Origin of the sequence: Citrobacter sp. TBCS-15, from assembly GCF_005280815.1 — a bacterium.
Taxonomy (GTDB): Bacteria; Pseudomonadota; Gammaproteobacteria; order Enterobacterales; family Enterobacteriaceae; genus Citrobacter; species Citrobacter werkmanii.
This window is the reverse complement of record NZ_SZWK01000018.1, coordinates 440,271-464,943: the sequence shown is the minus strand read 5'-3', so window position 1 is coordinate 464,943 and position 24,673 is coordinate 440,271. Positions and strand designations below refer to the sequence as shown.

The following is a 24,673-nucleotide window of genomic DNA, read 5'->3' as shown; positions in this document are numbered from 1 at the left end:
TTATGCAAAAGCGTTATTTATTTCTCCTCCTGGGCTGCGCCTCGTTAGCTTTTTCCGGCAGCGTGATGGCATCAAGCGAATGTTATATTACCGCTGGCGCAGCGGGGGATTACCACGTCATTATCGAACCGACCATCATTCAGCTACCTGTTACCTATATTGGCCCCAATGTTGTCAACATGGGCGTTCCCGCGAGCTATACCATTCCCTTACGAGGGGGGATGGATTGCAATAACAGCAGAAGCAACAGCAACCAAATAACCTTAGGTGAAGCCGATGCAAGCCTGATGGATGTTTATACGGTTCCAGGAACAGGAGGCGGGTTGCTCAAAACCGATATTGAGGGCATCAGCTATACTTATATGCTGCGTTGCGTTAAAGGCAGCGGGTGCAACCACTCATCGGACGTTGGCGATGTTTATCTCAATTTCCCCGCCAGCGGATTAGCCACCGTACCGTCACAAACCGGCGCGCCCTGGAAAGATGCCGACAGCAACTGGGATCTGTTTTTCGATGTTTATCAGACCCCAAATTATCAACCCAGAGTCGGCCAAACTGATGGCTATGCCAAACCGGGTAAAATCGGCACTTTCCGTATGGGCTCAGTGGACCAGCCAAATACAATCACCTTCTCTGTTGACGCCTCCTCTTTGCATTTCAAGGTGATGGAGCCCACCTGCCAATGGGCCTCAGTCAACGATGCGTATTCAACGACGGTGGATCTTGGGCATTTCTTCGTTTCTGATATTAATAAAAATACCGCTCGCGAGATCCCTTTCACCTTTGAATTAACCAACTGCCTGATGACCAAGGTGACCGTCAAAATGAGTGGCAATTACCTGGCTGGCGACCCTACGATTCTGACGCAAAGCGGCGGTAATGCGAGCGGCGTCGGCGTAAAAGTTTACTCCGTGAAAGATGGCTACAAACAGATGAAAGCCGATGGCTCCAATTCATCGGGCACCGCCTTTTCTACCTGGGGCAACAATAGCGTCAGCCTTGATTATGCCGCGAAACTGGTCCCTACCGGAGCTACCGTCAAAGCCGGTGATTTCGAATCCGTCGCCACATTTACTTTTACCTACGAATAAGCTTACCCCTGCGGCTGATTGACTATCAGCCGCGACATCGTCTCCAGCGAATCCGTTCTTAAAATATAAAGTCTTTTCAATAAGAACGGATTATCCCCCGGCTTCACCTTCCCTCTCACCGTGGTGACCGCCATGTGGAATCCCGCGTCGCCTGCCGCTTTTACCGCCGTAGCGTTATAACCGCCAAACGGATAGGAAAGATACAGGACATGAGGATTGAACTGGGACAGCGCCCGGCGCGAACGGGCAAAATCAAACAGAATGTTGTGATAGCTGCGACTCAAAAGGATTGGCCGGTGATTGGCATCCACCCGATGTAAAAAATGAGTATGCGACTGGAAGTCGAACACGTCGCGGATCTCGTTCAGTTCAGAAAGGCTCATAAACTGCAGCGATTTCGGATCCCACTTCTGCGGGTGGCGCTTGATGCGTGAGGAGATGATAAACGCCGTTGCCTTCATGCCGTGCTGCTTCAGAATCGGGTAAGCATAACGGCTCACCGACTTCAGCCCATCATCAAAAGTCAGCACCACCGCCCGCGCCGGGAGGTTCATATTGTTGCGGATATAGCCTTCCAGTTGATACATAGTCAACGTCGTGTAGCCGCGGTCGTGTAGCCAGGCCATCTGGTTGCTAAACGCGCGTACAGAGGTTGTCGTGGAGGTGTGGCGAAAGCGGGTATTCTCTTCATCGCGCAGGATATGATGATAGGTTAACACCGGTATACCGTTGTCTTCCTGCGCATCCAGAGCACTGATATAGGCCAGTCTGCCGCCAATGCGGATCTGGTACCACGTCTGGTTGAGTCGGTCTTTAAGCTTACTGATAATGGGATAGCGCAGATTATCCGCCAGCACGCCAAACGGGGCGCTACCCACATCCGGAGCATTATAAACCGGGGTATCTTTCCAGGTAATCAAGCTTTGATTGCTGAGCGGTTTATTGAGATCGCCCAGACCATCATCAACTTTCTGCCGCCCCTGAACAGGCTCCAGATGTCCCTTATCAATAAACCCGGTACCCAAGCCAAAGGTGAATTCGTAATAGTCTGCCGCAATCGGCTCTACGGCAAGGATCTGCCCGGCGCGAATATTCCCCACCGTCACCATTTTATCACCTATCTGCGCCCACACGGCAGCCGCTTCGGTAGTTTGCATGTAGCGAGCAGGCAAAGCCGCAGCTACGCTGCCAGAAGACAGGAGCAACAAAATAAGCACAACGCGCATAACCATATGAGATAACCGAACCGAGGCGAGAAACCTCGGCTATTGTAGCAAAAGCACCATCAATACCAACGATTAATACTCATACAAATCATGCTTCAATACGAAGGGGGGATTTTTTTGTTGTTGATGCCAGAGACTTGAGACTTCCGGCCCGCCAAGCGTAACAATGCAATCGCGAAACGCAGAGCTGCTCATTGATTCCCGCGACGAAAGCATTCTCTCAAGCAATGAATAGCTGATACCTGAAATCACTTCACACTGGGGGTGTTTGTGGCTCATTAACGAGGCCACGCGGTATGGTGCGGCCCCCGCGGTATCCGTCAGGAAGATCACGCCCTCGCCTGAGTCAGTAGCATGCAGAGCGTGGCACATCATGCGGCTCAACATATTTGAGCTGAGTCCACGCCAAAAACTTACCGCCTGGCATTGGGCCAACGGGCCGTGCTTCTGCTCCAGACGATGCAGCATATCCTGTGCCTTATCGTCATGACAGGTAATTACCCAACCTAACATTGCCTACCTCCTTAGCAGGCAAGTAGTTTATCAGTGTGATAAATACATAATGGTGATAAGCGTCAAAAGTCTTCCTCTCCCGAGCAGAGAGAGGAAGAAAGAATTAACTGCGCAAACCGCGCCCACGCTGGATCAGGTACCAGCACAGCAAATAAAACACCGCGATGAACACCACCAGCACGCCAAACGTGGTGACCAGCGGAACATCATGGATACCCAGGAAGCCGTAGCGGAACCCGCTGATCATGTAGACAATTGGGTTCAGGTGCGACAGCCCCTGCCAGAACGGCGGCAGCAGCGTTAACGAATAGAAAACGCCCCCCAAATAGGTCAGCGGCGTCAGCACAAAGGTTGGGATCAGGCTGATATCGTCAAAGGTTTTGGCGAAAACCGCGTTCAGCAACCCGGCCAGTGAAAACAGTACCGCCGTTAACACTAGCGTGAGCGCAACAAAGACCCAGGAGTGCACCTGGAACGGCACGAAGAACAGTGAAATAGCCGTTACAAGGATCCCTACGCACAGGCCACGCGCCACGCCACCGCCGACAAAACCCGCGATAATGACGTGCGTCGGTACCGGAGCGACCAGCAGTTCTTCAATATTGCGTTGAAACTTGGCGCTAAAGAATGACGATGCCACGTTAGCGTACGAGTTGGTGATCACCGCCATCATAATCAGCCCCGGCACAATAAATTGCATGTAGCTAAAACCATGCATTTCGCCGATACGCGAGCCAATCAAATTACCAAAAATAATAAAATAGAGCGTCATGGTGATGACGGGAGGAACCAGAGTCTGGACCCAGATACGCATAAAGCGGTGGATCTCTTTCGCCCAGATGCTTTTTAGCGCAACCCAATAAAGCTGCATCATGCGCGATCTCCTTGTTTTTCATGCACCAGAGAAACAAACAGTTCTTCCAGTCGGTTCGCTTTGTTACGCATACTTAATACCTGAATACCCTGGGCGCTCAGTTGTGAGAACACGCTGTTAACCCCTTGCTCACGCAGAACTTCCACTTCCAGCGTCGAGGTATCAACCAGACGATACTGATACCCTTCCAGTTTTGGCAGCGGGCTTTTTGGCGCCAGATCGAGGATAAAAGTTTCAGATTTCAGTTTAGAGAGCAGACTCTTCATTGAGGTATTTTCCACCAGCTCACCGTGCTGAATAATACCGATATTACGACACAGCATTTCCGCTTCTTCGAGATAGTGGGTAGTCAGAATAATCGTGGTGCCTTTGTCGTTTAAATCTTTTAAAAAGCCCCACATTGAACGACGTAGCTCAATGTCGACGCCCGCCGTCGGTTCATCGAGAATCAACAGCTTTGGCTGATGCATCAGCGCCCGCGCGATCATCAGACGACGTTTCATCCCACCGGAAAGCATACGCGCACGTTCGTTACGTTTTTCCCACAAGTCGAGCTGTTTTAGATATATTTCGCTACGCTTAACGGCTTCTTTATGCTCAACGCCATAGTAGCCTGCCTGGTTGACCACGATCTGCTGCACGGTTTCAAACGGGTTAAAGTTAAACTCCTGTGGCACCAGACCAAGCTGACGTTTAGCGTTAACCGTATCTTTATCGAGATCGTATCCGAAGACGCTTACCCGTCCGGAAGTTTTATTCACCAGCGAACTGATAATGCCGATGGTGGTAGATTTACCTGCGCCATTCGGTCCCAAAAGCGCATAAAAATCACCCGCTTCGACTTGCAAATCTATGCCGCGTAGCGCCTGCACGCCACCGGGATAGGTTTTCTTAAGTTCTTGAAGTTCCAGAGCAATGGTCATGGTTTTTTACTTACCTTACGTTCTGACATTTCATATATAGTTTAATTAATGCTGGAGTTACCCTATATTAGCCCATCGAATTTATCTGGTTTCGGGTCGTACAACTCCATGAAAGACATAGATACACTCATCAGCAACAATGCACTATGGTCAAAGATGCTGGTAGAAGAGGATCCCGGATTTTTTGAAACGCTGACACATGCGCAGAATCCACGTTTTCTATGGATTGGATGTTCCGATAGCCGCGTTCCCGCTGAACGATTGACCGGTCTGGAACCGGGCGAATTATTCGTCCACCGTAATGTTGCCAATCTGGTTATTCACACCGACCTGAACTGCCTCTCAGTGGTTCAGTATGCGGTGGATGTGCTGGAAGTGGAACATATTATTATTTGCGGCCACTACGGATGCGGCGGCGTCCAGGCAGCGATTGAAAATAAAGAACAGGGGCTGATTGATAACTGGTTACTGCATATTCGCGATATCTGGTTTAAACACAGCTCACTGCTTGGCGAAATGCCGCAGGAACGCCGCATGGACACCCTGTGCGAACTGAATGTCATGGAGCAGGTCTATAACCTGGGTCATTCAACGATTATGCGATCCGCCTGGAAGCGCGGTCAGAAAGTCACCATTCACGGCTGGGCCTACGGTATTCATGATGGCCTGCTGCGCGATCTCGACGTCACCGCCACCAGCCGCGAAACGCTGGAGCAGCGCTATCGCCAGGGCTTATCTAACCTCAGCCAGAAACACTGCAACCATAAATAATGAGACATTGCCGGGAGGCGGCTATGCCTTACCCGGCCTACAAACCTGCGCCGTAGGCCTGATAAGTGAAGCGCCATCAGGCACTCCAGCCAATTACTCGTCCAGCAGCACCACTTTGCCAACGTACGGCAGATGGCGATAACGCTGAGCATAGTCAATGCCGTAGCCGACCACAAACTCATCTGGAATAGAGAATCCGATAAACTCAACCGGGACATCCACTTCACGACGGGAAGGTTTATCCAGCAGCGTACAGATAGCCAGGGATTTCGGCTCGCGCAGGCTCAGAATCTCACGCACTTTAGACAGCGTGTTGCCGGAGTCGATGATGTCTTCGACAATCAGCACGTCCTTGCCACGAATGTCTTCATCCAGGTCTTTCAGGATTTTAACATCACGCGTGGTAGACATTCCGCTGCCATAACTGGATGCAGTCATGAAATCGACTTCGTGGGAGACATGCACTTCACGGCACAGGTCCGCCATAAACATAAATGAACCGCGTAACAGACCAACCAGCACCATATCGCTGCCGCTGTCCTTATAACGTTCGTTAATCTGACGTCCCAGTTCAGCAATACGCGCTTTGATCTCCGCTTCCGGGATCATGACTTCAACAGTATGTTTCATATCTCTAACCATATGATTTAAAAACAAATCACTCAATGCTTACTTTTAATAAGCGAGCATCTAAGCGCAAGGCACGCAGTATACCAGCAAAAGCATTCATCCGCGGCATCTGTTGATAAAGTTCATAATGTGACAATCGTCACGCGTTTTAACTCCTATAATTAACTGCTATTAAAGAAATAACACCTGTGATGGTATTTTTTATGGCAAATAACAACGTACGATCCCAACGACTTATCGTGACACTGAGTGCTCTGTTCGCCGCACTTTGTGGACTCTATCTTCTGATTGGCGGAGGCTGGCTGGTCGCCATCGGTGGCTCCTGGTATTACCCGATAGCGGGTCTGGCCATGCTCGGCGTGGCCTTCCTGCTATGGCGTAGTCAACGCTCCGCGCTTTGGCTGTATGCCGTCCTGCTTCTCGCCACCATGATTTGGGGCGTATGGGAAGTCGGCTTTGATTTCTGGGCATTAACACCGCGTAGCGACATCCTGGTCTTCTTCGGTATCTGGCTGATTCTGCCGTTCGTCTGGCGTCACCTGATCGTCCCTTCCAGCGGCGCGGTAACGGCGCTGGTCGTCGCACTACTGATTAGCGGCGCGATCCTGACCTGGGCGGGTTTCAACGATCCGCAGGAAGTACACGGCACGCTGAGCGCGGATACCACCCCGGCCGAAGCAATTTCACCGGTGGCCGACGAGGACTGGCCCGCTTACGGGCGCAATCAGGAAGGTCAACGCTACTCACCGTTAAAACAAATTAACGCCGACAACGTACATCAATTGAAAGAAGCCTGGGTATTTCGCACCGGTGATTTAAAACAGCCAAACGATCCGGGTGAAATCACCAATGAAGTCACGCCGATCAAAGTTGGTGATACGCTCTATCTGTGTACCGCCCACCAGCGTCTGTTTGCGCTCGATGCGGCGAGTGGTAAAGAGAAGTGGCATTTCGATCCCCAACTCAATACCAACACCTCTTTCCAGCACGTAACCTGTCGCGGCGTTTCTTATCATGAAGCACGTGCCGATAACGCCAGCCCGGAAGTGGTGGCTGACTGTCCGCGCCGCATCATCCTGCCGGTGAACGATGGCCGTCTGTTTGCCCTGAACGCGGAAACCGGCAAGCTGTGCGCAACCTTCGCCAATCAAGGCATCCTCAACTTACAAACCAACATGCCGGATACCACGCCGGGTCTGTATGAGCCGACGTCACCGCCCATCATCACTGATAAAACCATCGTGATTGCCGGGTCGGTGACCGATAACTTCTCCACCCGCGAAACTTCCGGCGTTATCCGTGGCTTCGATGTGAATACCGGTAAGCTGCTGTGGGCATTCGACCCAGGCGCCAAAGATCCCAATTTCATCCCGTCAGATGAACATACGTTCACCTTTAACTCACCAAACTCCTGGGCCCCTGCGGCCTATGACGCGAAGCTGGATCTGGTGTATCTGCCCATGGGCGTCACCACACCGGACATCTGGGGCGGTAACCGCACGCCGGAACAGGAACGTTATGCCAGCGCCATCCTGGCGTTAAATGCCACTACCGGGAAGCTGGCCTGGAGCTATCAAACCGTTCATCACGATCTATGGGATATGGACTTACCGGCGCAGCCAACGCTGGCGGATATCACCGTTAAAGGCCAGAAAGTCCCGGTCATTTACGCCCCGGCGAAAACCGGTAACATCTTCGTGCTCGACCGCCGTAATGGTGAACTGGTGGTACCTGCCCCGGAAAAACCGGTGCCGCAGGGTGCAGCCAAAGGTGATTACGTCAGCAAAACCCAGCCGTTCTCCGACCTTACCTTCCGTCCGCAGAAAGATTTGAGCGGCGCGGACATGTGGGGCGCCACCATGTTCGACCAGTTGGTGTGTCGCGTAATGTTCCACCAACTGCGTTATGAGGGCATCTTCACCCCACCTTCAGAGCAGGGCACGCTGGTGTTCCCTGGCAACCTGGGGATGTTCGAATGGGGCGGAATCTCCGTTGATCCCAACCGTCAGGTGGCGATAGCCAACCCGATGGCGCTGCCGTTTGTCTCGAAGCTGATCCCACGCGGCCCCGGTAATCCGATGGAGCCGCCGAAAGATGCCAAAGGCACCGGCACAGAATCAGGAATTCAGCCACAGTACGGCGTGCCGTTCGGCGTCACGCTGAATCCGTTCCTGTCGCCATTTGGCCTGCCGTGTAAGCAGCCAGCCTGGGGCTACATCTCCGCCGTGGATCTGAAGACCAATGAAGTGGTGTGGAAAAAACGTATTGGCACCCCGCAGGACAGCATGCCGTTCCCAATGCCGGTTCAGGTACCGTTCAATATGGGAATGCCAATGCTGGGAGGGCCTATCTCCACAGCCGGTAACGTGCTGTTCATTGCCGCAACCGCCGACAACTATCTGCGCGCCTACAATATGAGTAACGGTGAAAAACTGTGGCAGGGCCGTCTACCGGCAGGTGGACAGGCGACACCGATGACCTATGAAGTGAATGGCAAGCAGTATGTGGTGATCTCCGCCGGAGGCCACGGGTCGTTTGGCACGAAGATGGGCGATTATATCGTGGCGTATGCATTGCCGGACGACGCTAAATAACTGAAAAGCCCGGTAAGCTTAGCGCCACCGGGCCTACGGATGCGACATGTCGGCCGGGCAAGGCGAAGCCGCCCCCCGGCTTTTTTATACCGTGAATCCGAGCATCATGCCGGTATCTTCATGCTCTAACAGATGACAGTGCGCCATATAGGCATGCTCTTTCGGCGCGTCGTGGTCAAACTTCACCAGCACCTCGCTGACGCCGCCTTCTACCCGCACCGTATCCTTCCATCCCGCGCGGTGCGCGGCAGGCACTTTGCCATTCTCAGACAAAATGCGAAACTGGGTGCCGTGAATATGGAACGGATGCAGCATCATGTCGCCCTGACCGGAAATTACCCAGCGCTCATGCTGACCTTTCGCCGCGGCGAACATGGGTTTATTCATATCAAACGCCAGACCGTTAATCCGGTTGGCATTATGGAAATCAAATGATCCCGCCTGCTTCATGTTGCCATGCTGCATATTCCCCATGTTGCCATGGTTCATATTGCCATGATTCATCTTCCCGTGGCCCATATTGTCATTATTCATATGGTCCATCATCTTCCCATGATCCATACCCGCCATCGCCTGACCGCCGTATTTCTTCATCAGCATTTGCATGCCCATCATGTCGAGCATCGGATCCATAGACAGCTGTAGTTTGCGTACCGTCAGGCCATCCAGTGACGGCAATGACGGCATGGATGTCAGCGAATCAGGCAGCGTTGCGGAAGCGGTAATCAGCAACGGCTGAACGCGCATCACCGGGTGCGGCTTATCAAATGGCGCAACCGCCATCCCCATCTGGCTGACAGGAAGAGTGACCAGATCAAACGCCTTACCGTCGCTCACATCCACCAGCACTTCAAAGCGCTCGCCCATCAGCATAGGAAGTTCAGTTACTTTGACCGGTTCCGCCAACAGTCCACCATCGCTGGCAATAACGTACAGAGGACGATTGTCGCTGGCGGCAATATTCAGCGAGCGAGCGTTACACCCGTTCAGCAGGCGCAAGCGCAGCCAACCGCGCGGCGCGGCATGTTGAGGATAAATCGCGCCATTGGTCAGCAGCGTATCGCCAAACCAGCCGACGGCAGCGGTCATCATGTCCAGTTGATAGTTGATCTGTCCATCGGCGGAAAACTGCTTGTCCTGAATAATCACCGGCACATCATCAATGCCCCACTGCTTCGGCAGCAGCAGTTTGTGGATCTCTTCATCTTCAATCAGCACCAGTCCGGCCAGCCCCATCGCCACCTGGCGACCGGTTTTACCATGCTGATGTGGATGGAACCAACAGGTTGCTGCCCGTTGATCCGGTGTGAAAGTGACGGAACGTTTCCCGCCTGCCGGGATAATACCTTGCGGCCCACCATCAACTTCACCAGGAATTTCCAGCCCGTGCCAGTGCAACGTCGTCTCTTCGGCAAGCTGGTTGTGGATATCCACCGTCACCGATTGCCCTTTGTTTAGCTTTAGCGCCGGTCCGAGCAAATTGCCGTTATATCCCCACGTCGTGGCGGTTTTACCTGCAAAGTTCGACTGCCCGGCTTGTGCAATCAACTGAATGCGATTAGAAGCATCGGCGGTTAACAGGTCTGGAATGGGTAATGCCGGACGGTCGGCGGCAAATACGCTACGGCTCCACAGAGGTAATGCTGACGCGACGCCCAGCGCCACGGAGTACTTTAAAAAGTCACGACGTTGCATAATCACTTCCTTATATTCAGCAGCTTAAGCAGGCTATCTTTTAAGCATAAGCCTTCCCCTTACGGGAAGGTCAAGTAAACGGCTAATAATAAAGGTCGTCGCTTCGCTCGCAGTGTGCTAACGTTTAAATTCCGTGATGCAGTGGTAGAAGCAATGAAGACGTTTTTCAGAACAGTTTTGTTCGGCAGCCTGATGGCCGTATGCGCAAATAGCTACGCGCTGAGCGAGTCCGAAGCCGAAGATATGGCCGATTTAACGGCAGTTTTTGTTTTTCTGAAAAATGACTGTGGATACCAGAATTTGCCAAATGGGCAGATCCGTCGCGCACTGGTCTTTTTTGCCCAGCAAAACCAGTGGGACCTGAGCAATTACGACACCTTCAACATGAAGGCACTGGGTGAGGACAGCTATCGCGATCTCAGCGGTATCGGCATCCCAACGGCAAAAAAATGCAAAGCGCTGGCGCGTGACTCGTTAAGCCTGCTGGCGTACGTGAAGTAACAGACATAGCGGAGCCCGCTGGCTCCGCATGGATTAACGCTGTTGCACAAATTCGCGGTACGCCGCGACCACTTGCAGAAAATCCTCTACGCCGCAGAGCGAAAAGCTTTCTTCGTCGTAGTAGCTCATCCCCTCTTCCATTTCATCGCCCGAGAACTCGAGCTGATTGGCGCGAACCATCACCTCTTCGCCATCCAGCCAGAGCGTGTATTCATGCCCTGCTCGCTGCCAGGAGCGCTCACTGCCCTTCACCGCGCGCGCCGCCTGTTCCACTTCATCAAGTAAGGCCAGGTTCTCTTTCACTTCCTCATTAAACCAGTGCCCCACCACCTCGTGGCCCATGGACATACGCACTTTTACCACTCCGGTAATATCGCGCAGAAATTCGTAATCCATAATGTCTTCCTCTGCTCCCGGCAATGCGCCAATACCGCATTGCGCCTTGCTGTAATTATCGCAGCAGCGCGGCAGAAAAAAAGCGTAGCGGGTATAAGGAATAGAAATAAAAATGCCCGGAGAAGCTGACTTCTCCGGGCATTGATGCGTTTTTACACAAAACGCGTTAACGCATTAGACTGCGGTCTGGAAAATCACGCCATCCGCTTTCTCGGTGTACTGAGAAAGCTGGTCGAAGTTCAGATAACGGTAGGTATCCACCGCCGTCTTATCCACCTGAGCCACATAGGTCTGGTACTCTTCCGGCGTCGGCAGCTTGCCGATCAGCGCCGCAACCGCCGCCAGCTCCGCAGAGGCCAGGAAGACGTTCGCCCCGGTTCCTAAACGGTTCGGGAAGTTACGGGTAGAGGTCGATACCACCGTCGCACCGTCGGCTACACGCGCCTGGTTCCCCATGCACAGGGAACAGCCCGGGATCTCAATACGCGCGCCGCTCTTACCAAACACGCTGTAGTAGCCTTCTTCGGTCAGTTGCGCCGCGTCCATACGGGTCGGCGGAGCCACCCACAGGCGTGTCGGCAGCTGGCCTTTGTGCGCATCCAGCAGCTTACCAGCGGCGCGGAAGTGGCCGATGTTGGTCATGCAGGAGCCGATGAACACTTCGTCGATCTTCTCGCCCTGCACGTCAGACAGCAGACGCGCGTCGTCCGGATCGTTCGGCGCACACAGGATTGGCTCTTTGATATCCGCCAGATCGATGTCGATCACCGCCGCGTATTCCGCATCAGCATCGGCTTCCAGCAACTGCGGATCCGCCAGCCATTTTTCCATGCCCTGCACGCGACGTTCCAGCGTACGACGGTCGCCGTAGCCTTCTGCAATCATCCACTTCAGCAGGACGATGTTGGAGGTCAGGTATTCAACGATCGGCTCTTTGTTCAGCTTGATGGTACAGCCGGCAGCAGAACGCTCGGCGGAGGCATCGGTCAATTCGAACGCCTGCTCGACTTTCAGATCCGGCAGACCTTCAATTTCCAGAATGCGGCCAGAGAAGATGTTTTTCTTCCCTTTTTTCTCAACGGTCAGCAGACCCTGTTTGATCGCGTACAGCGGGATCGCGTGAACCAGGTCGCGCAGCGTGATGCCCGGCTGCATTTTGCCTTTGAAGCGCACCAGAACGGATTCCGGCATATCCAGCGGCATCACGCCGGTCGCGGCAGCAAACGCCACCAGACCAGAGCCCGCAGGGAAGGAAATACCAATCGGGAAACGGGTATGGGAGTCACCGCCAGTACCCACGGTATCCGGCAGCAGCATGCGGTTCAGCCAGGAGTGAATAACGCCGTCGCCCGGACGCAGCGACACACCGCCGCGGTTCATGATGAAGTCTGGCAGCGTGTGATGCGTGTTCACGTCCACCGGCTTCGGATACGCGGCAGTGTGACAGAAGGACTGCATCACCAGGTCAGACGAGAAGCCCAGACACGCCAGGTCTTTCAGTTCGTCACGGGTCATCGGGCCAGTGGTATCCTGGGAACCCACGGAAGTCATCTTCGGTTCGCAGTACGCGCCCGGTCGGATGCCTTTCACGCCGCAGGCACGGCCAACCATTTTTTGTGCCAGAGAGAAGCCACGGCTGCTTTCTGCCACGTCTTTCGCCTGACGGAAAACGTCTGAGTGCGGCAGACCCAGCGCTTCACGCGCTTTGGTGGTCAGGCCACGGCCGATAATCAGCGGGATACGGCCACCGGCGCGGACTTCGTCGAGCAGCACGTCGGTTTTCAGTTCGAAGGTTGCCAGCAGCTCACCGGTTTCGTGGTTGCGCACTTCACCACTGTAAGGGTAAACGTCAATCACGTCGCCCATGTTCATGTTCGACACGTCGACTTCAATCGGCAGCGCACCCGCATCTTCCATGGTGTTGAAGAAGATAGGCGCAATTTTGCCGCCGAGGCACAGACCGCCGCCGCGCTTGTTCGGCACATGCGGGATATCATCGCCCATAAACCACAGTACGGAGTTGGTCGCCGATTTACGGGAGGAACCAGTGCCGACAACGTCACCGACGTAGGCCAGCGGGTAGCCTTTTTTCTGTAATGCTTCGATTTGTTTGATCGGGCCAACTACGCCCGGCTGATCCGGGTCAATGCCTTCACGGGCGTTTTTCAGCATCGCCAGCGCGTGCAAAGGAATATCCGGGCGGGACCAGGCATCCGGGGCCGGAGAAAGGTCATCGGTGTTGGTTTCACCCGTCACTTTAAAGACGGTAACGGTAATTTTTTCAGCAAGCTGAGGACGGTTCAGGAACCATTCGGCATCAGCCCAGGACTGCATTACCTGCTTCGCATATTCGTTGCCCGCTTTGGCTTTTTCTTCTACATCGTAGAAGTTATCGAACATCAGCAGCGTTGAAGAGAGCGCTTTGGCGGCAATCGGCGCCAGTTTTGCGTCGTCCAGCGCATCGATCAGCGGATGAATGTTGTAACCACCCTGCATGGTGCCCAGCAATTCAATGGCTTTTTCTGGCGTGACCAGTGGGGAGGTGGTGTCGCCTTTCGCGACAGCAGCGAGAAAACCGGCTTTAACATATGCGGCTTCATCTACGCCAGGAGGAACGCGGTTGATCAACAGGTCTAACAGGAATTCTTCTTCGCCCACAGGCGGGGTCTTCAGCAGCTCGACAAGTGCGGCCATTTGGGTTGCGTCTAAAGGTTTTGGCACAATCCCCTGGGCAGCACGCTCAGCTACGTGCTTACGGTATTCTTCTAGCACGACGATATCTCCTCGCTCTCATTGTCATAATGCGGCGCTTTTGTTGATGGGCGATTCTCTTCACGCTCCTGTGAGACAGTAGTTAGTAGGGTAAATGCCCGGTACCGCATAAGGCACAATAACAGGATTTTCTTTAAGTGTTAATCTGTTTACAAAAAAGCAACATAAAAAATTGGCTGAATCGTTAAGAATGGTGTAGCGGCGAGGCGAGGCGCATTTCAGAGGGATTAAGATTGCCGTAAAGCGGTTGATTTTCAAGCGCGACATGCTGAATTTTCCAGCGCTTTTTAAGCCATCAGATATAATTGTGTAATAAATACTCACACTCTTTTTCCGGACCTGCCGGCTGAATCCCCAATAAAAGTCAAAACTGTCAAACACGGGTGCATGATACTCGCGACAACAGGAACGCCTCACGGCACAGCACTTGTCTCGTTGGAGTCATTTTATGAAGTTGCCATTTAAGCCACACCTGCTTGTTCTTCTGTGCAGTGCCGGGTTGTTTGCCGCCTCTGGCGTGATGTTCGTTAAAAGTCGCGTAACGGAGCCCGCTGCTCCGGCCCCCGTCGCACAACAACCTTCAGCGCCGGCTCCCGCCCCCGTAGCGGCCCCTGCTCCAGTTGACCAACCTGCGCCTGCTGCTGCGCCGACATACTCGGCTGCGCAAATCGATCAGTGGGTGGCACCTATCGCGCTCTATCCGGACTCACTGCTGTCACAAATTTTGATGGCCTCAACCTATCCGGCTAACGTCATCCAGGCCGCGCAGTGGTCAAAAGATAATCCCAAAATGCAGGGCGATGCCGCCATTCAGGCCGTTGCTGGTCAACCCTGGGATCCCAGCGTGAAATCACTGGTCGCCTTCCCACAACTGATGTCGCTGATGGGCGAAAATCCGCCGTGGGTACAAAGCCTGGGTGACGCTTTCCTCGCGCAACCGAAAGATGTCATGGACTCTGTGCAACGTCTGCGCGCGCTGGCGCAACAAACCGGGGCGTTGCAATCAACACCGCAACAGACCGTCACTACTGTGACAAAAGCAGCACCGGCTAAAACCGTCACCAGCGAGTCAACAACCAGTTCTACTACCACGACCGCCACGACAAGCCCAACGGTTATCAAAATTGAATCCGCCGATCCGCAGGTGGTGTACGTCCCCACCTATAACCCGAACACGGTTTACGGTACCTGGCCCAATACCGCCTATCCGCCAACCTATCTACCGCCAACGCCCGGTGAGCAGTTTGGCAACAGCTTCGTGAACGGTTTAGGCTTCAGTCTCGGTGTTGCCACAACCTATGCCATCTTCAGCAATATCGACTGGGATGATGACGATGACTGGGACCACCATCATCACGATGACTGGGATAACCATGGCGGGTATAACCGCAACGGCGATAACAACATCAATATCAACGTTGATAACTTCAATAAAATCAGCGGGCAACGGCTGACGGACGCCAACCGTACCTGGCAGCACAACCCGGCCTATCGCGAGGGTGTGCCGTACCCTAATAGCCAGCTTAATAACCGCTTTCACCCCACTAACACGGCAACGGGATTAAGCTCAACCCAGCAACGACCAGTCAACCGTGATAGCCAGCGTCAGGCAGCCCTGAGCCAGATGGAAAAATCAACGGGGAAAACATTCCCGCAAACGGCGCGTACGGGCACGAGAGACGCCCAGCGTCAGGCATCCAGCCAACAGCTGAAGCAAATTTCTCAGCGTAATAACTACCGTGGTTACGATACCAAGCCGCAAACGGCGAAGCGGGCAAACACTCAGCAGCGTGAAAATCGCCAGGCTGCCGCCCAGCGCCAGGAGAAACGGATCACGCAACCGGCGCAGCAACGCAATGTGCAGCAGCGTAATCTTCAACAGTTCCAGCCGCGCGCCAATGCGCTGAGCGGTAATGACAGTCGCTCCGCCAACTGGCAGGCACAGCAGCAGCGAGGGGCCCAAAGCAGGCAGTTCGCCCGCAACCAACCATCTCGCCAGCTATCCGGCGGTCGTGCTGAACACCGTGAATTCCGTCATCGTTAAGGGAACCGACATGAAAAATAAACTACTCAGTGGAATGGTGTTGTTCATGGTTTCGGCCACCGCGATGGCACAGCAATCCTTCAGCACGCCGGACCAGGCCACCGATGCGCTGGCAAACGCTATCAGTGAGCAAAATGAAAGTGCGATGAACAACCTGCTTGGGGAAAACTGGCGCGAGTTTCTGCCGCCGGAAGGCGTCGACCCCGATGCGGTAGACCGCTTCCTGCGCGACTGGAAGGTTCGCCATAACACCGTTGTCGACGGTAATACCGCGCACCTGGTGGTCGGGGATAGCGACTGGCAACTGCCGATCCCGGTGGTTAAAACCACTTCTGGCTGGCAATTTGATATTAAGGAAGCGGCCGAAGAGATCCTGACCCGTGAGATTGGGCGCAACGAACTCGCTGCCATCGAGGCATTACATGCCTATGTCGATGCTCAGCAAAGCTACTTTGCGATGAACCAGACGTACGCACAAAAGATTGTCAGCTCTGAAGGGAAAAAAGATGGTCTGTACTGGCCCGTTTCACCCGGTGAAGCGCCAAGCCCGCTGGGGCCAGCCTTCAGTCCGCAGGAACCCGGCACAGGCTATCACGGTTATCATTTCCGTATTCTTCCCGACAAAGCCAGCGGCTTTGCGATGGTAGCCTGGCCCGTCAGCTACGATCATACTGGCGTGATGAGCTTTATGGTCAACGGTGATGACAAGGTCTATCAGGCGGATCTTGGCGAGGAGTCGCAGCGAAAAGCACAGGCGTTAACCGCCTACCACCTGGATAAAACCTGGCAGCCTGTCGCGCCCTGAATCCCCAGAATCGAAGGATGAGTTGCCGGGTAAGCGTAGCCACCCGGCAACTCGCAACAAATTACAGGATGTTAGCGACAGATTTCGCCAGTTGAGCTTCCAGAACCGGCTTCGCTTCTTCGAACTTCAGGTTCACTTTATTGGCATTAGATACTACTCGGGTCTGATATTTGGCGCGATCGCCTTGCGCAGTGCTGGTTTGCAGCTTGATGCCGGACGTCCCCTGACGCAGCGCGGCAACGTTATCTGTTGTCACTTTCGCTTTGCTGCGCTCGGAGATTTGCAGGTCAGTGACCATGGTGTAGTTTACGTCTTCCACCATCGCATCAGCAGCCATACCGATCAGTCCCGCTGCCAGGCCAACGCCCAGCGCCGCACCGGAGGAGTTGCTGTTATAAGCGGTAATCCCCGCGCCTAAAGCAGCCCCCATCGCCGCCCCTTCATAACCGGTCTTCAGGAAGCCCTGAGCTTCGCGCAGATCCATTTTGTCCGCTTTCAGTACGTTCGCCTGCACCCAGTAGTAAGCGCTGTCCGGTGAACTGGTCACTTTATAGCCCTTCGCGGACAGGTCATTTGCCAGCAGGGTTTGCAGGTTGCTCATGTCTTTATCGGAAGTGTTTTTCACCTGAATGTAGACGGTCTTCTCGCTGGAAGGCTCCAGCCAGATGGTCTCACTCATCTGCGTTTTCACTTCAAGATTACGTTTTTTAACGGCGGTGGTCATGGCGCCACACCCGGTCAGCGTCATTGTCGCGACAACCATGCCAACAACCGCGATTTTTTTTAAAGACATGTTTTTTCCTTTTTTCGTGTAATAGAGAGTCCAGAGCCTCTTAACCGCGCGGCCAGTAGCCACACAATGGCGAAAAAAGTATCGGCAGTTGCGCAATTTTTTTTAGCGGAAATATCAATAAGATGACTACCAGAACTGGTAGTTTGGAATTGGCGACGCTCACGTCAGCGTGAATTTGTCTGACGTGAGCGGGAGAGTTAATTCTGATGCGGCATTAATTCAGGATAACCTTTAAACGCCGGCTTCGTGCTGGTAAGTGCTACTTCATCAGCTCGAATGCTGCCAGAGTTTGTGGCCCACACACCTTCCTGTGTCTGGCTAATCTGCTGATGCTGCGCATTCAAATTTTGTCCCATTGCTGCAATATGCGTGCTTTCGGTACCACCGCTGTTGGTAGCCCATGGGATGACGGCGTCCTGCGCCAGCGCCATGCCGGAAATAAACACGGTAGTCATTACTGCTGCTTTTAAAAAACGTTTCATCATTTCCCCTCTCAATTTATTATCACGCTATTAGTTTAGAGGGTTATTAATTTCATCTAATGACAAGATAAGGTGATTTATTTCTTGTGAAACAGGATGTTGATTTGGAATGGCGATTTCATGCGGTTCGGGCGTATCGTGCAGTACAGGAAAAAACATTTTCTGGCAATTCGGCGATTTACCTTAATTCTTGCCAGATTTTGACACTATTTTGTAACAAATACATAAAAAAAGCGGCCATTCAGCCGCTTTTTATCATTTTGGAAAAATTACTTTTTCTTCGCTTTCGGGTTCGGCAGGTCGGTGATGCTACCTTCGAACACTTCAGCTGCCAGGCCAACGGACTCGTGCAGAGTCGGGTGAGCGTGGATGGTCAGCGCGATGTCTTCAGCGTCACAGCCCATTTCGATCGCCAGACCGATTTCACCCAGCAGCTCGCCGCCGTTGGTACCGACAATCGCCCCACCGATCACACGGTGAGATTCTTTGTCGAAAATCAGTTTGGTCATACCGTCTGCGCAGTCAGAAGCGATAGCACGGCCAGAAGCAGCCCACGGGAAAGTGGCGGTTTCGTAGCTGATGCCTTTTTCTTTCGCTTCTTTCTCAGTCAGACCAACCCATGCAACTTCTGGTTCAGTGTACGCGATGGATGGGATAACTTTCGGGTCGAAGTAGTGTTTCTTACCGGCGATAACTTCAGCGGCAACGTGACCTTCGTGAACACCTTTATGCGCCAGCATCGGCTGACCGACGATATCGCCGATAGCAAAGATGTGCGGCACGTTGGTGCGCAACTGCTTGTCAACGCGGATGAAGCCACGGTCGTCAACTTCCACGCCAGCTTTGCCCGCATCGAGGTTTTTGCCGTTCGGTACACGACCGATAGCCACCAGCACGGCATCGTAACGCTGTGCTTCAGCAGGCGCTTTTTTGCCTTCCATGGAAACGTAGATACCGTCTTCTTTCGCTTCAACGGCGGTCACTTTGGTTTCCAGCATCAGGTTGAATTTCTTGCTGATGCGCTTGGTGAAGACTTTAACCACGTCTTTATCGGCAGCCGGGATAACCTGATCGAACATTTCAACCACGTCGATCTCTGAACCCAGCGCATGGTACACGGTACCCATTTCCAAACCGATGATACCGCCGCCCATAACCAGCAGGCGCTTAGGAACAGTTTTCAGTTCCAGCGCGTCAGTGGAATCCCACACACGCGGATCTTCATGCGGAATAAACGGCAGTTCGATCGGACGGGAACCCGCCGCGATGATCGCGTTGTCGAAGTTGATCACGGTTTTGCCGTTTTCGCCTTCAACTTCCAGGGTGTTCGCCCCGGTAAATTTACCCAGACCGTTAACCACTTTCACTTTACGGCCTTTAGCCATACCAGCCAGACCGCCGGTCAGTTGAGTGATAACTTTTTCTTTCCAGGTACGAATCTTGTCGATATCGGTTTTCGGCTCGCCAAAAACGATACCGTGTTCAGCCAGCGCTTTGGCTTCTTCGATAACTTTTGCTACGTGCAGCAGCGCTTTAGAAGGGATACAGCCGACGTTCAGACAAACACCACCGAGGGTGCTGTAACGTTCTACGATGACGGTCTCCAGACCTAAATCTGCGCAACGGAAGGCAGCAGAGTAACCTGCAGGGCCTGCCCCAAGTACCACGACCTGAGTTTTGATTTCAGTGCTCATCATGACCTCTTAATTTATACCCGTCGTCCACCGGGTCGTTCTATCCGCCCGTATTTTACAAAATTGTTAACAATTTTGAAACAACAAACGGCAACCGATTTGTCTTTCGCACAATAACCTCACTGACTTCATGAGATTACCAGAAAAAAGCCGGCCGTCGGGCCGGCTTTTTCGCTTACATCACCAGGCGGCGAATGTCAGACAGCATGTTGTTGATGATGGTGATAAAGCGTGCACCATCCGCACCGTCAATTACACGGTGGTCGAAGGAGAGCGAAATCGGCATCATCAGACGCGGCATAAACTCTTTACCGTTCCACACTGGCTCCATAGAGGACTTGGAGACACCGAGGATCGCCACTTCCGGCGCGTTCACAATCGGCGCGAAGTGGGTAGTACCCAGGCCACCGATGCTGGAGATGGTGAAGCAACCGCCCTGCATTTCGCCAGCGGTCAGCTTGCCATCACGCGCTTTCTTAGAGATGGTGGTCAGTTCGCGAGACAGCTCGGTAATGCTCTTCTTGTTCACGTCTTTGAAGACCGGAACAACCAGACCATTCGGGGTATCTACCGCAACGCCGATGTTGATGTATTTCTTCAGGGTCAGACGCTGACCGTCTTCGGACAGAGAGCTGTTGAAGCGCGGCATCTGTTCCAGAGCGGCAGCAACGGCTTTCATGATGAAGACTACTGGGGTGAATTTCACGTCCAGTTTACGTTTTTCAGCTTCGGCGTTCTGTTGTTTACGGAACGCTTCCAGATCGGTGATATCGGTCTTGTCGAAGTGAGTAACGTGCGGGATCATCACCCAGTTACGGCTCAGGTTAGCACCAGAGATTTTCTGGATACGGCCCAGTTCCACTTCTTCGATTTCACCAAACTTGCTGAAGTCCACTTTCGGCCAGGGCAGCATGCCCGGGATACCGCCGCCAGCAGATGCTGCCGGTGCAGACTCGGCGCGTTTAACCGCTTCTTTCACGTAAGCCTGAACGTCTTCACGCAGGATACGACCTTTACGACCGGTGCCTTTCACTTTCGCCAGGTTCACACCAAACTCGCGCGCCAGGCGGCGAATCAGCGGAGTAGCGTGGACGTAAGCGTCGTTTTCAGCGAAGTCAGATTTACCTTCCGCTTTTGCAGCTGGAGCCGCTGGCTTCTCAGCTTTCGCCGCAGGAGCCGGAGCCGCCGCTTCCTGTTTAGCCGGAGCGGCCGCAGGTGCTGCGCCTTCAACTTCGAAGACCATAATCAGAGAACCGGTTTTCACTTTGTCGCCGGTGCTGATTTTGATTTCTTTCACGGTACCCGCGAACGGAGCCGGAACTTCCATAGAGGCTTTGTCGCCTTCTACGGTGATCAGTGATTGTTCAGCGGCAATTTTATCGCCCACTTTAACCATCACTTCAGTGACTTCAACTTCGTCACCACCGATGTCCGGTACGTTAACTTCTTTCGAGCCAGACGCTGCCGGAGCCGCTGCTGCTGGCGCCGCTTCGGCTTTCGCCGGTGCAGCCGCGCCCGCTTCGCCCGCCACTTCAAAGATCATAATCAGGGAGCCAGTAGACACTTTGTCGCCGGTGTTGATTTTGATCTCTTTAACGGTGCCTGCGAACGGCGCCGGAACTTCCATAGAGGCTTTGTCGCCTTCTACAGTGATCAGAGACTGTTCAGCCGCAACGGTGTCGCCCACTTTAACCATCACTTCGGTAACTTCAACTTCGTCACCACCGATGTCCGGTACGTGTACTTCTTTCGCCGCTGCCGCAGCAGGTGCTGCTGCCGGAGCTGCTTCTTTCTTCTCTTCTGCCGGAGCAGGTGCAGCGGCTGCTGCACCATCGGCGGAATCGAAAATCATGATCAGTTTGCCGGTCTCAGTTTTATCGCCAACAGAGACTTTGATCTCTTTAACGATACCAGCCTGAGGAGACGGAACTTCCATAGAGGCTTTGTCGCCTTCTACGGTGATCAGCGACTGTTCAGCTTCAACTTTGTCGCCCACTTTGACCAGGATCTCGGTGATTTCAACTTCATCAGCCCCGATGTCCGGTACATTGATTTCGATAGCCATTATTCTTTTACCTCTTACGCCAGACGCGGGTTAACTTTATCTGCATCGATGTTGAATTTGGTGATTGCGTCAGCAACCACTTTCTTATCGATTTCGCCACGTTTAGCCAGTTCGCCCAGGGCCGCTACAACCACGTAGGAAGCATCAACTTCGAAGTGGTGACGCAGGTTTTCACGGCTGTCAGAGCGACCGAAGCCGTCAGTACCCAGTACGCGGTAATCATCAGCCGGTACATAAGTACGAACCTGTTCGGCAAACAGTTTCATATAGTCAGTAGATGCTACTGCCGGAGCGTCGTTCATCACCTGAGCGATGTACGGAACGCGCGGCGTTTCCATCGGGTGCAGCATGTTCCAGCGCTCACAATCCTGGCCATCACGCGCCAGTTCAGTGAAGGAGGTTACGCTGTACACGTCAGAACCAACACCGTAGTCGTTCGCCAGGATCTGGGCAGCTTCACGCACGTGACGCAGGATAGAACCGGAGCCCAGCAGCTGAACTTTACCTTTGCTACCTTCGAGGGTTTCGAGTTTGTAGATACCTTTACGGATACCTTCCTCGGCGCCTGCTGGCATTGCCGGCATGTGGTAGTTTTCGTTCAGGGTGGTGATGTAGTAGTAAACGTTCTCTTGTTTCTCACCGTACATACGCTCCAGACCATCGTGCATGATGACCGCAACTTCGTACGCGTAAGACGGATCGTAAGAGATACAGTTCGGGATAGTCAGAGACTGAATATGGCTGTGACCATCTTCGTGCTGCAGACCTTCGCCGTTCAGCGTAGTACGACCGGAAGTACCACCAATCAGGAAGCCGCGCGCCTGCTGGTCACCAGCCTGCCAGCACAGGTCGCCGATACGCTGGAACCCGAACATGGAGTAGTAGATGTAGAACGGGATCATCGGCAGATCGTTGGTGCTGTAAGAAGTCGCAGCAGCCAGCCAGGATGCACCGGCACCCAGTTCGTTGATACCTTCCTGCAGGATCTGACCTTTCTCGTCTTCTTTATAGTAAGCAACCTGCTCACGGTCCTGCGGGGTGTACTGCTGGCCGTTCGGGCTGTAGATACCGATCTGACGGAACAGACCTTCCATACCGAAAGTACGCGCTTCGTCAGCGATGATCGGCACCAGACGATCTTTGATCGACTTGTTCTTCAGCATCACGTTCAGGGCACGAACGAACGCGATAGTGGTGGAGATTTCTTTGTTCTGCTCTTCCAGCAGCGCACCGAAGTCTTCCAGAGCCGGCAGTTCCAGCTTCTCGGTGAAGTTCGGCTGACGAGCAGGCAGGTAGCCGTGCAGTTTCTGACGCTGAGCGTGCAGATAGGTGTGCTCTTCAGAACCTTCCGGGAAGGTGATGTAAGACAGGTTTTCAACCTGCTCATCGGTCACTGGAACGTTGAAACGGTCGCGGATATAACGCACGCCGTCCATGTTCATTTTCTTAACCTGGTGAGCGATGTTTTTACCTTCAGCAGTGTCACCCATGCCGTAACCTTTAATGGTATGGGCGAGGATTACAGTTGCTTTGCCTTTGGTTTCCTGCGCTTTTTTCAGTGCAGCGTAGACTTTCTTCGGATCGTGACCACCACGGTTCAGAGCCCAAATCTGCTCATCGGTCCAGTCAGCAACCAGAGCTGCGGTTTCCGGGTATTTACCGAAGAAATGCTCACGTACGTATGCGCCATCTTTGGATTTGAAGGTCTGGTAGTCGCCGTCAACGGTTTCGTTCATCAGCTGGATCAGTTTACCGCTGGTGTCTTTACGCAGCAGCTCATCCCAACGACCGCCCCACATGACTTTGATAACGTTCCAGCCAGCACCTGCAAAGATGCCTTCCAGTTCGTTAACAATCTTGCCGTTACCGGTGACCGGGCCGTCAAGACGCTGCAGGTTACAGTTGATAACAAAGACCAGGTTGTCCAGTTTTTCACGGGTCGCGATAGTGATCGCACCTTTAGATTCTGGCTCATCCATCTCGCCGTCGCCGAGGAAAGCGTAAACGGTTTGTTTAGAGGTATCTTTCAGGCCACGGTGTTCCAGATATTTCAGGAATTTAGCCTGGTAGATAGCACCGATTGGGCCCAGACCCATAGAGACGGTCGGGAACTGCCAGAATTCTGGCATCAGTTTCGGGTGCGGATAGGAAGACAGGCCTTTGCCATGTACTTCCTGACGGAAGTTGTTCATCTGCTCTTCAGTCAGACGACCTTCCAGGAATGCGCGTGCGTAGATGCCCGGAGAGATGTGACCCTGGAAGTACACCAGATCGCCGCCATCCTGCTCGTTGCGTGCGCGGAAGAAGTGGTTGAAGCAAACATCATATACCGTTGCGGAGGACTGGAAGGATGCCATGTGGCCACCCAGCTCGAGGTCCTTTTTAGACGCGCGCAGTACGGTCATGATGGCGTTCCAGCGGATAGCAGAACGGATACGACGTTCCAGATCCAGATTACCCGGATATTCCGGTTCATCTTCAACGGCAATAGTGTTTACATAATTGCTGGCCCCTGCACCTGCCGCTACTTTCACGCCGCCTTTGCGCGCTTCTGAAAGCAGTTGGTCGATCAGATACTGAGCACGCTCAACACCTTCTTCACGGATGACCGATTCGATCGCCTGTAGCCAGTCGCGAGTTTCGATCGGATCCACGTCATTTGGGAAACGTTCTGACATGGGGGTATTCCTTATCTATCTAATACGTTGAGTTATCTGGAACCTGTCCCATTACGTTCTCGCCAGAGAGCGTAATAAGACAGGTTCTGCGTTTAGTTGCCGCGCATTTTATTAGCGCTTGATTTA

Annotated in this window: 20 protein-coding genes; 6 read left to right on the top strand and 14 right to left on the bottom strand. The window is 53.3% G+C overall.

What is annotated here, in order from left to right; all coding sequences use genetic code 11:
• The first annotated feature begins 2 nt into the window (after window positions 1-2).
• The gene (locus tag FDW96_RS02335) at window positions 3-1,091 is read left to right on the top strand and encodes a fimbrial protein (RefSeq protein WP_137365166.1); all 1,089 of its coding nucleotides are present in this window, start codon (window positions 3-5) and stop codon (window positions 1,089-1,091) included.
• Window positions 1,092-1,093: 2 nt separating this feature from the next.
• Here FDW96_RS02335 and FDW96_RS02330 read toward each other — a convergent pair whose 3' ends face one another.
• From FDW96_RS02330 to FDW96_RS02315, 4 genes are all read right to left on the bottom strand, one after another.
• Window positions 1,094-2,323 (bottom strand): polysaccharide deacetylase family protein, encoded by a 1,230-nt coding sequence (locus tag FDW96_RS02330; RefSeq protein WP_137349661.1) that lies wholly within the window; start codon window positions 2,321-2,323, stop codon window positions 1,094-1,096.
• A 66-nt stretch (window positions 2,324-2,389) separates the two neighbouring features.
• Window positions 2,390-2,830: a PTS sugar transporter subunit IIA gene (locus tag FDW96_RS02325; RefSeq protein ID WP_038637318.1), complete on the bottom strand. Its 441-nt coding sequence runs from the start codon at window positions 2,828-2,830 to the stop codon at window positions 2,390-2,392.
• Between the two features lie 103 nt (window positions 2,831-2,933).
• Window positions 2,934-3,704, bottom strand: coding sequence for an ABC transporter permease (locus FDW96_RS02320; RefSeq protein WP_042312267.1), 771 nt, complete (start codon window positions 3,702-3,704; stop codon window positions 2,934-2,936).
• Window positions 3,701-4,627 (bottom strand): ABC transporter ATP-binding protein, encoded by a 927-nt coding sequence (locus FDW96_RS02315; protein ID WP_042312269.1) that lies wholly within the window; start codon window positions 4,625-4,627, stop codon window positions 3,701-3,703. The genes FDW96_RS02320 and FDW96_RS02315 overlap by 4 nt, the downstream gene beginning before the upstream one ends.
• Window positions 4,628-4,735: 108 nt before the next feature.
• Between FDW96_RS02315 and can the strand changes: the two genes are divergently transcribed.
• Entirely contained in the window at window positions 4,736-5,398 is a 663-nt protein-coding gene (gene can / locus FDW96_RS02310; RefSeq protein ID WP_038637306.1) for a carbonate dehydratase, read from the top strand.
• A 93-nt stretch (window positions 5,399-5,491) separates the two neighbouring features.
• Here can and hpt read toward each other — a convergent pair whose 3' ends face one another.
• On the bottom strand, window positions 5,492-6,028 hold the full coding sequence (gene hpt, locus FDW96_RS02305) for a hypoxanthine phosphoribosyltransferase (RefSeq protein WP_042312274.1): 537 nt from the start codon (window positions 6,026-6,028) through the stop codon (window positions 5,492-5,494).
• A 203-nt stretch (window positions 6,029-6,231) separates the two neighbouring features.
• Here hpt and FDW96_RS02300 point away from each other — a divergent pair, with 203 nt between their 5' ends.
• The gene (locus FDW96_RS02300) at window positions 6,232-8,622 is read left to right on the top strand and encodes a glucose/quinate/shikimate family membrane-bound PQQ-dependent dehydrogenase (protein WP_137365165.1); all 2,391 of its coding nucleotides are present in this window, start codon (window positions 6,232-6,234) and stop codon (window positions 8,620-8,622) included.
• A gap of 84 nt (window positions 8,623-8,706) precedes the next feature.
• On the opposite strand, the gene cueO is transcribed toward FDW96_RS02300, so the two are convergent.
• Window positions 8,707-10,317 (bottom strand): multicopper oxidase CueO, encoded by a 1,611-nt coding sequence (cueO, locus tag FDW96_RS02295; RefSeq protein ID WP_042312277.1) that lies wholly within the window; start codon window positions 10,315-10,317, stop codon window positions 8,707-8,709.
• Between the two features lie 153 nt (window positions 10,318-10,470).
• Here cueO and FDW96_RS02290 point away from each other — a divergent pair, with 153 nt between their 5' ends.
• A complete protein-coding gene (locus FDW96_RS02290; RefSeq protein ID WP_003018667.1) occupies window positions 10,471-10,818 on the top strand; it encodes a YacC family pilotin-like protein in 348 nt (115 codons plus the stop codon).
• Window positions 10,819-10,851: 33 nt separating this feature from the next.
• Here the strand turns inward: FDW96_RS02290 and yacL are convergent, their stop codons facing one another.
• The 3 genes from yacL to FDW96_RS02275 all read right to left on the bottom strand — a co-directional run bounded on the left by yacL (window position 10,852) and on the right by FDW96_RS02275 (window position 14,310).
• Window positions 10,852-11,214, bottom strand: a complete 363-nt coding sequence (gene yacL, locus FDW96_RS02285; RefSeq protein WP_003018670.1) for a protein YacL — start codon at window positions 11,212-11,214, stop codon at window positions 10,852-10,854.
• 174 nt (window positions 11,215-11,388) lie between these two features.
• Window positions 11,389-13,986 (bottom strand): bifunctional aconitate hydratase 2/2-methylisocitrate dehydratase, encoded by a 2,598-nt coding sequence (gene acnB, locus FDW96_RS02280; RefSeq protein WP_137365164.1) that lies wholly within the window; start codon window positions 13,984-13,986, stop codon window positions 11,389-11,391.
• A gap of 60 nt (window positions 13,987-14,046) precedes the next feature.
• Window positions 14,047-14,310 carry a hypothetical protein gene (locus tag FDW96_RS02275; protein ID WP_137365163.1) on the bottom strand — a complete coding sequence of 88 codons (264 nt, stop codon included), beginning with the start codon at window positions 14,308-14,310 and terminating at the stop codon, window positions 14,047-14,049.
• A 124-nt stretch (window positions 14,311-14,434) separates the two neighbouring features.
• On the opposite strand from FDW96_RS02275, the gene FDW96_RS02270 reads away from it, so the two are divergent.
• Window positions 14,435-16,030, top strand: coding sequence for a DUF3300 domain-containing protein (locus tag FDW96_RS02270; protein WP_137365162.1), 1,596 nt, complete (start codon window positions 14,435-14,437; stop codon window positions 16,028-16,030).
• A gap of 10 nt (window positions 16,031-16,040) precedes the next feature.
• Entirely contained in the window at window positions 16,041-16,835 is a 795-nt protein-coding gene (locus FDW96_RS02265) for a DUF2950 family protein (RefSeq protein ID WP_042312284.1), read from the top strand.
• Between the two features lie 61 nt (window positions 16,836-16,896).
• On the opposite strand, the gene traT is transcribed toward FDW96_RS02265, so the two are convergent.
• From traT to aceE, 5 genes are all read right to left on the bottom strand, one after another.
• Entirely contained in the window at window positions 16,897-17,628 is a 732-nt protein-coding gene (gene traT, locus FDW96_RS02260) for a conjugal transfer complement resistance protein TraT (RefSeq protein WP_061382962.1), read from the bottom strand.
• Window positions 17,629-17,825: 197 nt separating this feature from the next.
• Window positions 17,826-18,110, bottom strand: a complete 285-nt coding sequence (locus FDW96_RS02255) for a hypothetical protein (RefSeq protein WP_060855471.1) — start codon at window positions 18,108-18,110, stop codon at window positions 17,826-17,828.
• Between the two features lie 269 nt (window positions 18,111-18,379).
• A complete protein-coding gene (gene lpdA, locus FDW96_RS02250) occupies window positions 18,380-19,804 on the bottom strand; it encodes a dihydrolipoyl dehydrogenase (protein WP_003018686.1) in 1,425 nt (474 codons plus the stop codon).
• 175 nt (window positions 19,805-19,979) lie between these two features.
• Complete coding sequence (gene aceF / locus FDW96_RS02245) at window positions 19,980-21,869, bottom strand: pyruvate dehydrogenase complex dihydrolipoyllysine-residue acetyltransferase (protein ID WP_137365161.1); 1,890 nt, start codon at window positions 21,867-21,869, stop codon at window positions 19,980-19,982.
• Window positions 21,870-21,883: 14 nt separating this feature from the next.
• On the bottom strand, window positions 21,884-24,547 hold the full coding sequence (aceE, locus tag FDW96_RS02240) for a pyruvate dehydrogenase (acetyl-transferring), homodimeric type (protein WP_042312295.1): 2,664 nt from the start codon (window positions 24,545-24,547) through the stop codon (window positions 21,884-21,886).
• Window positions 24,548-24,673 lie beyond the last annotated feature (126 nt).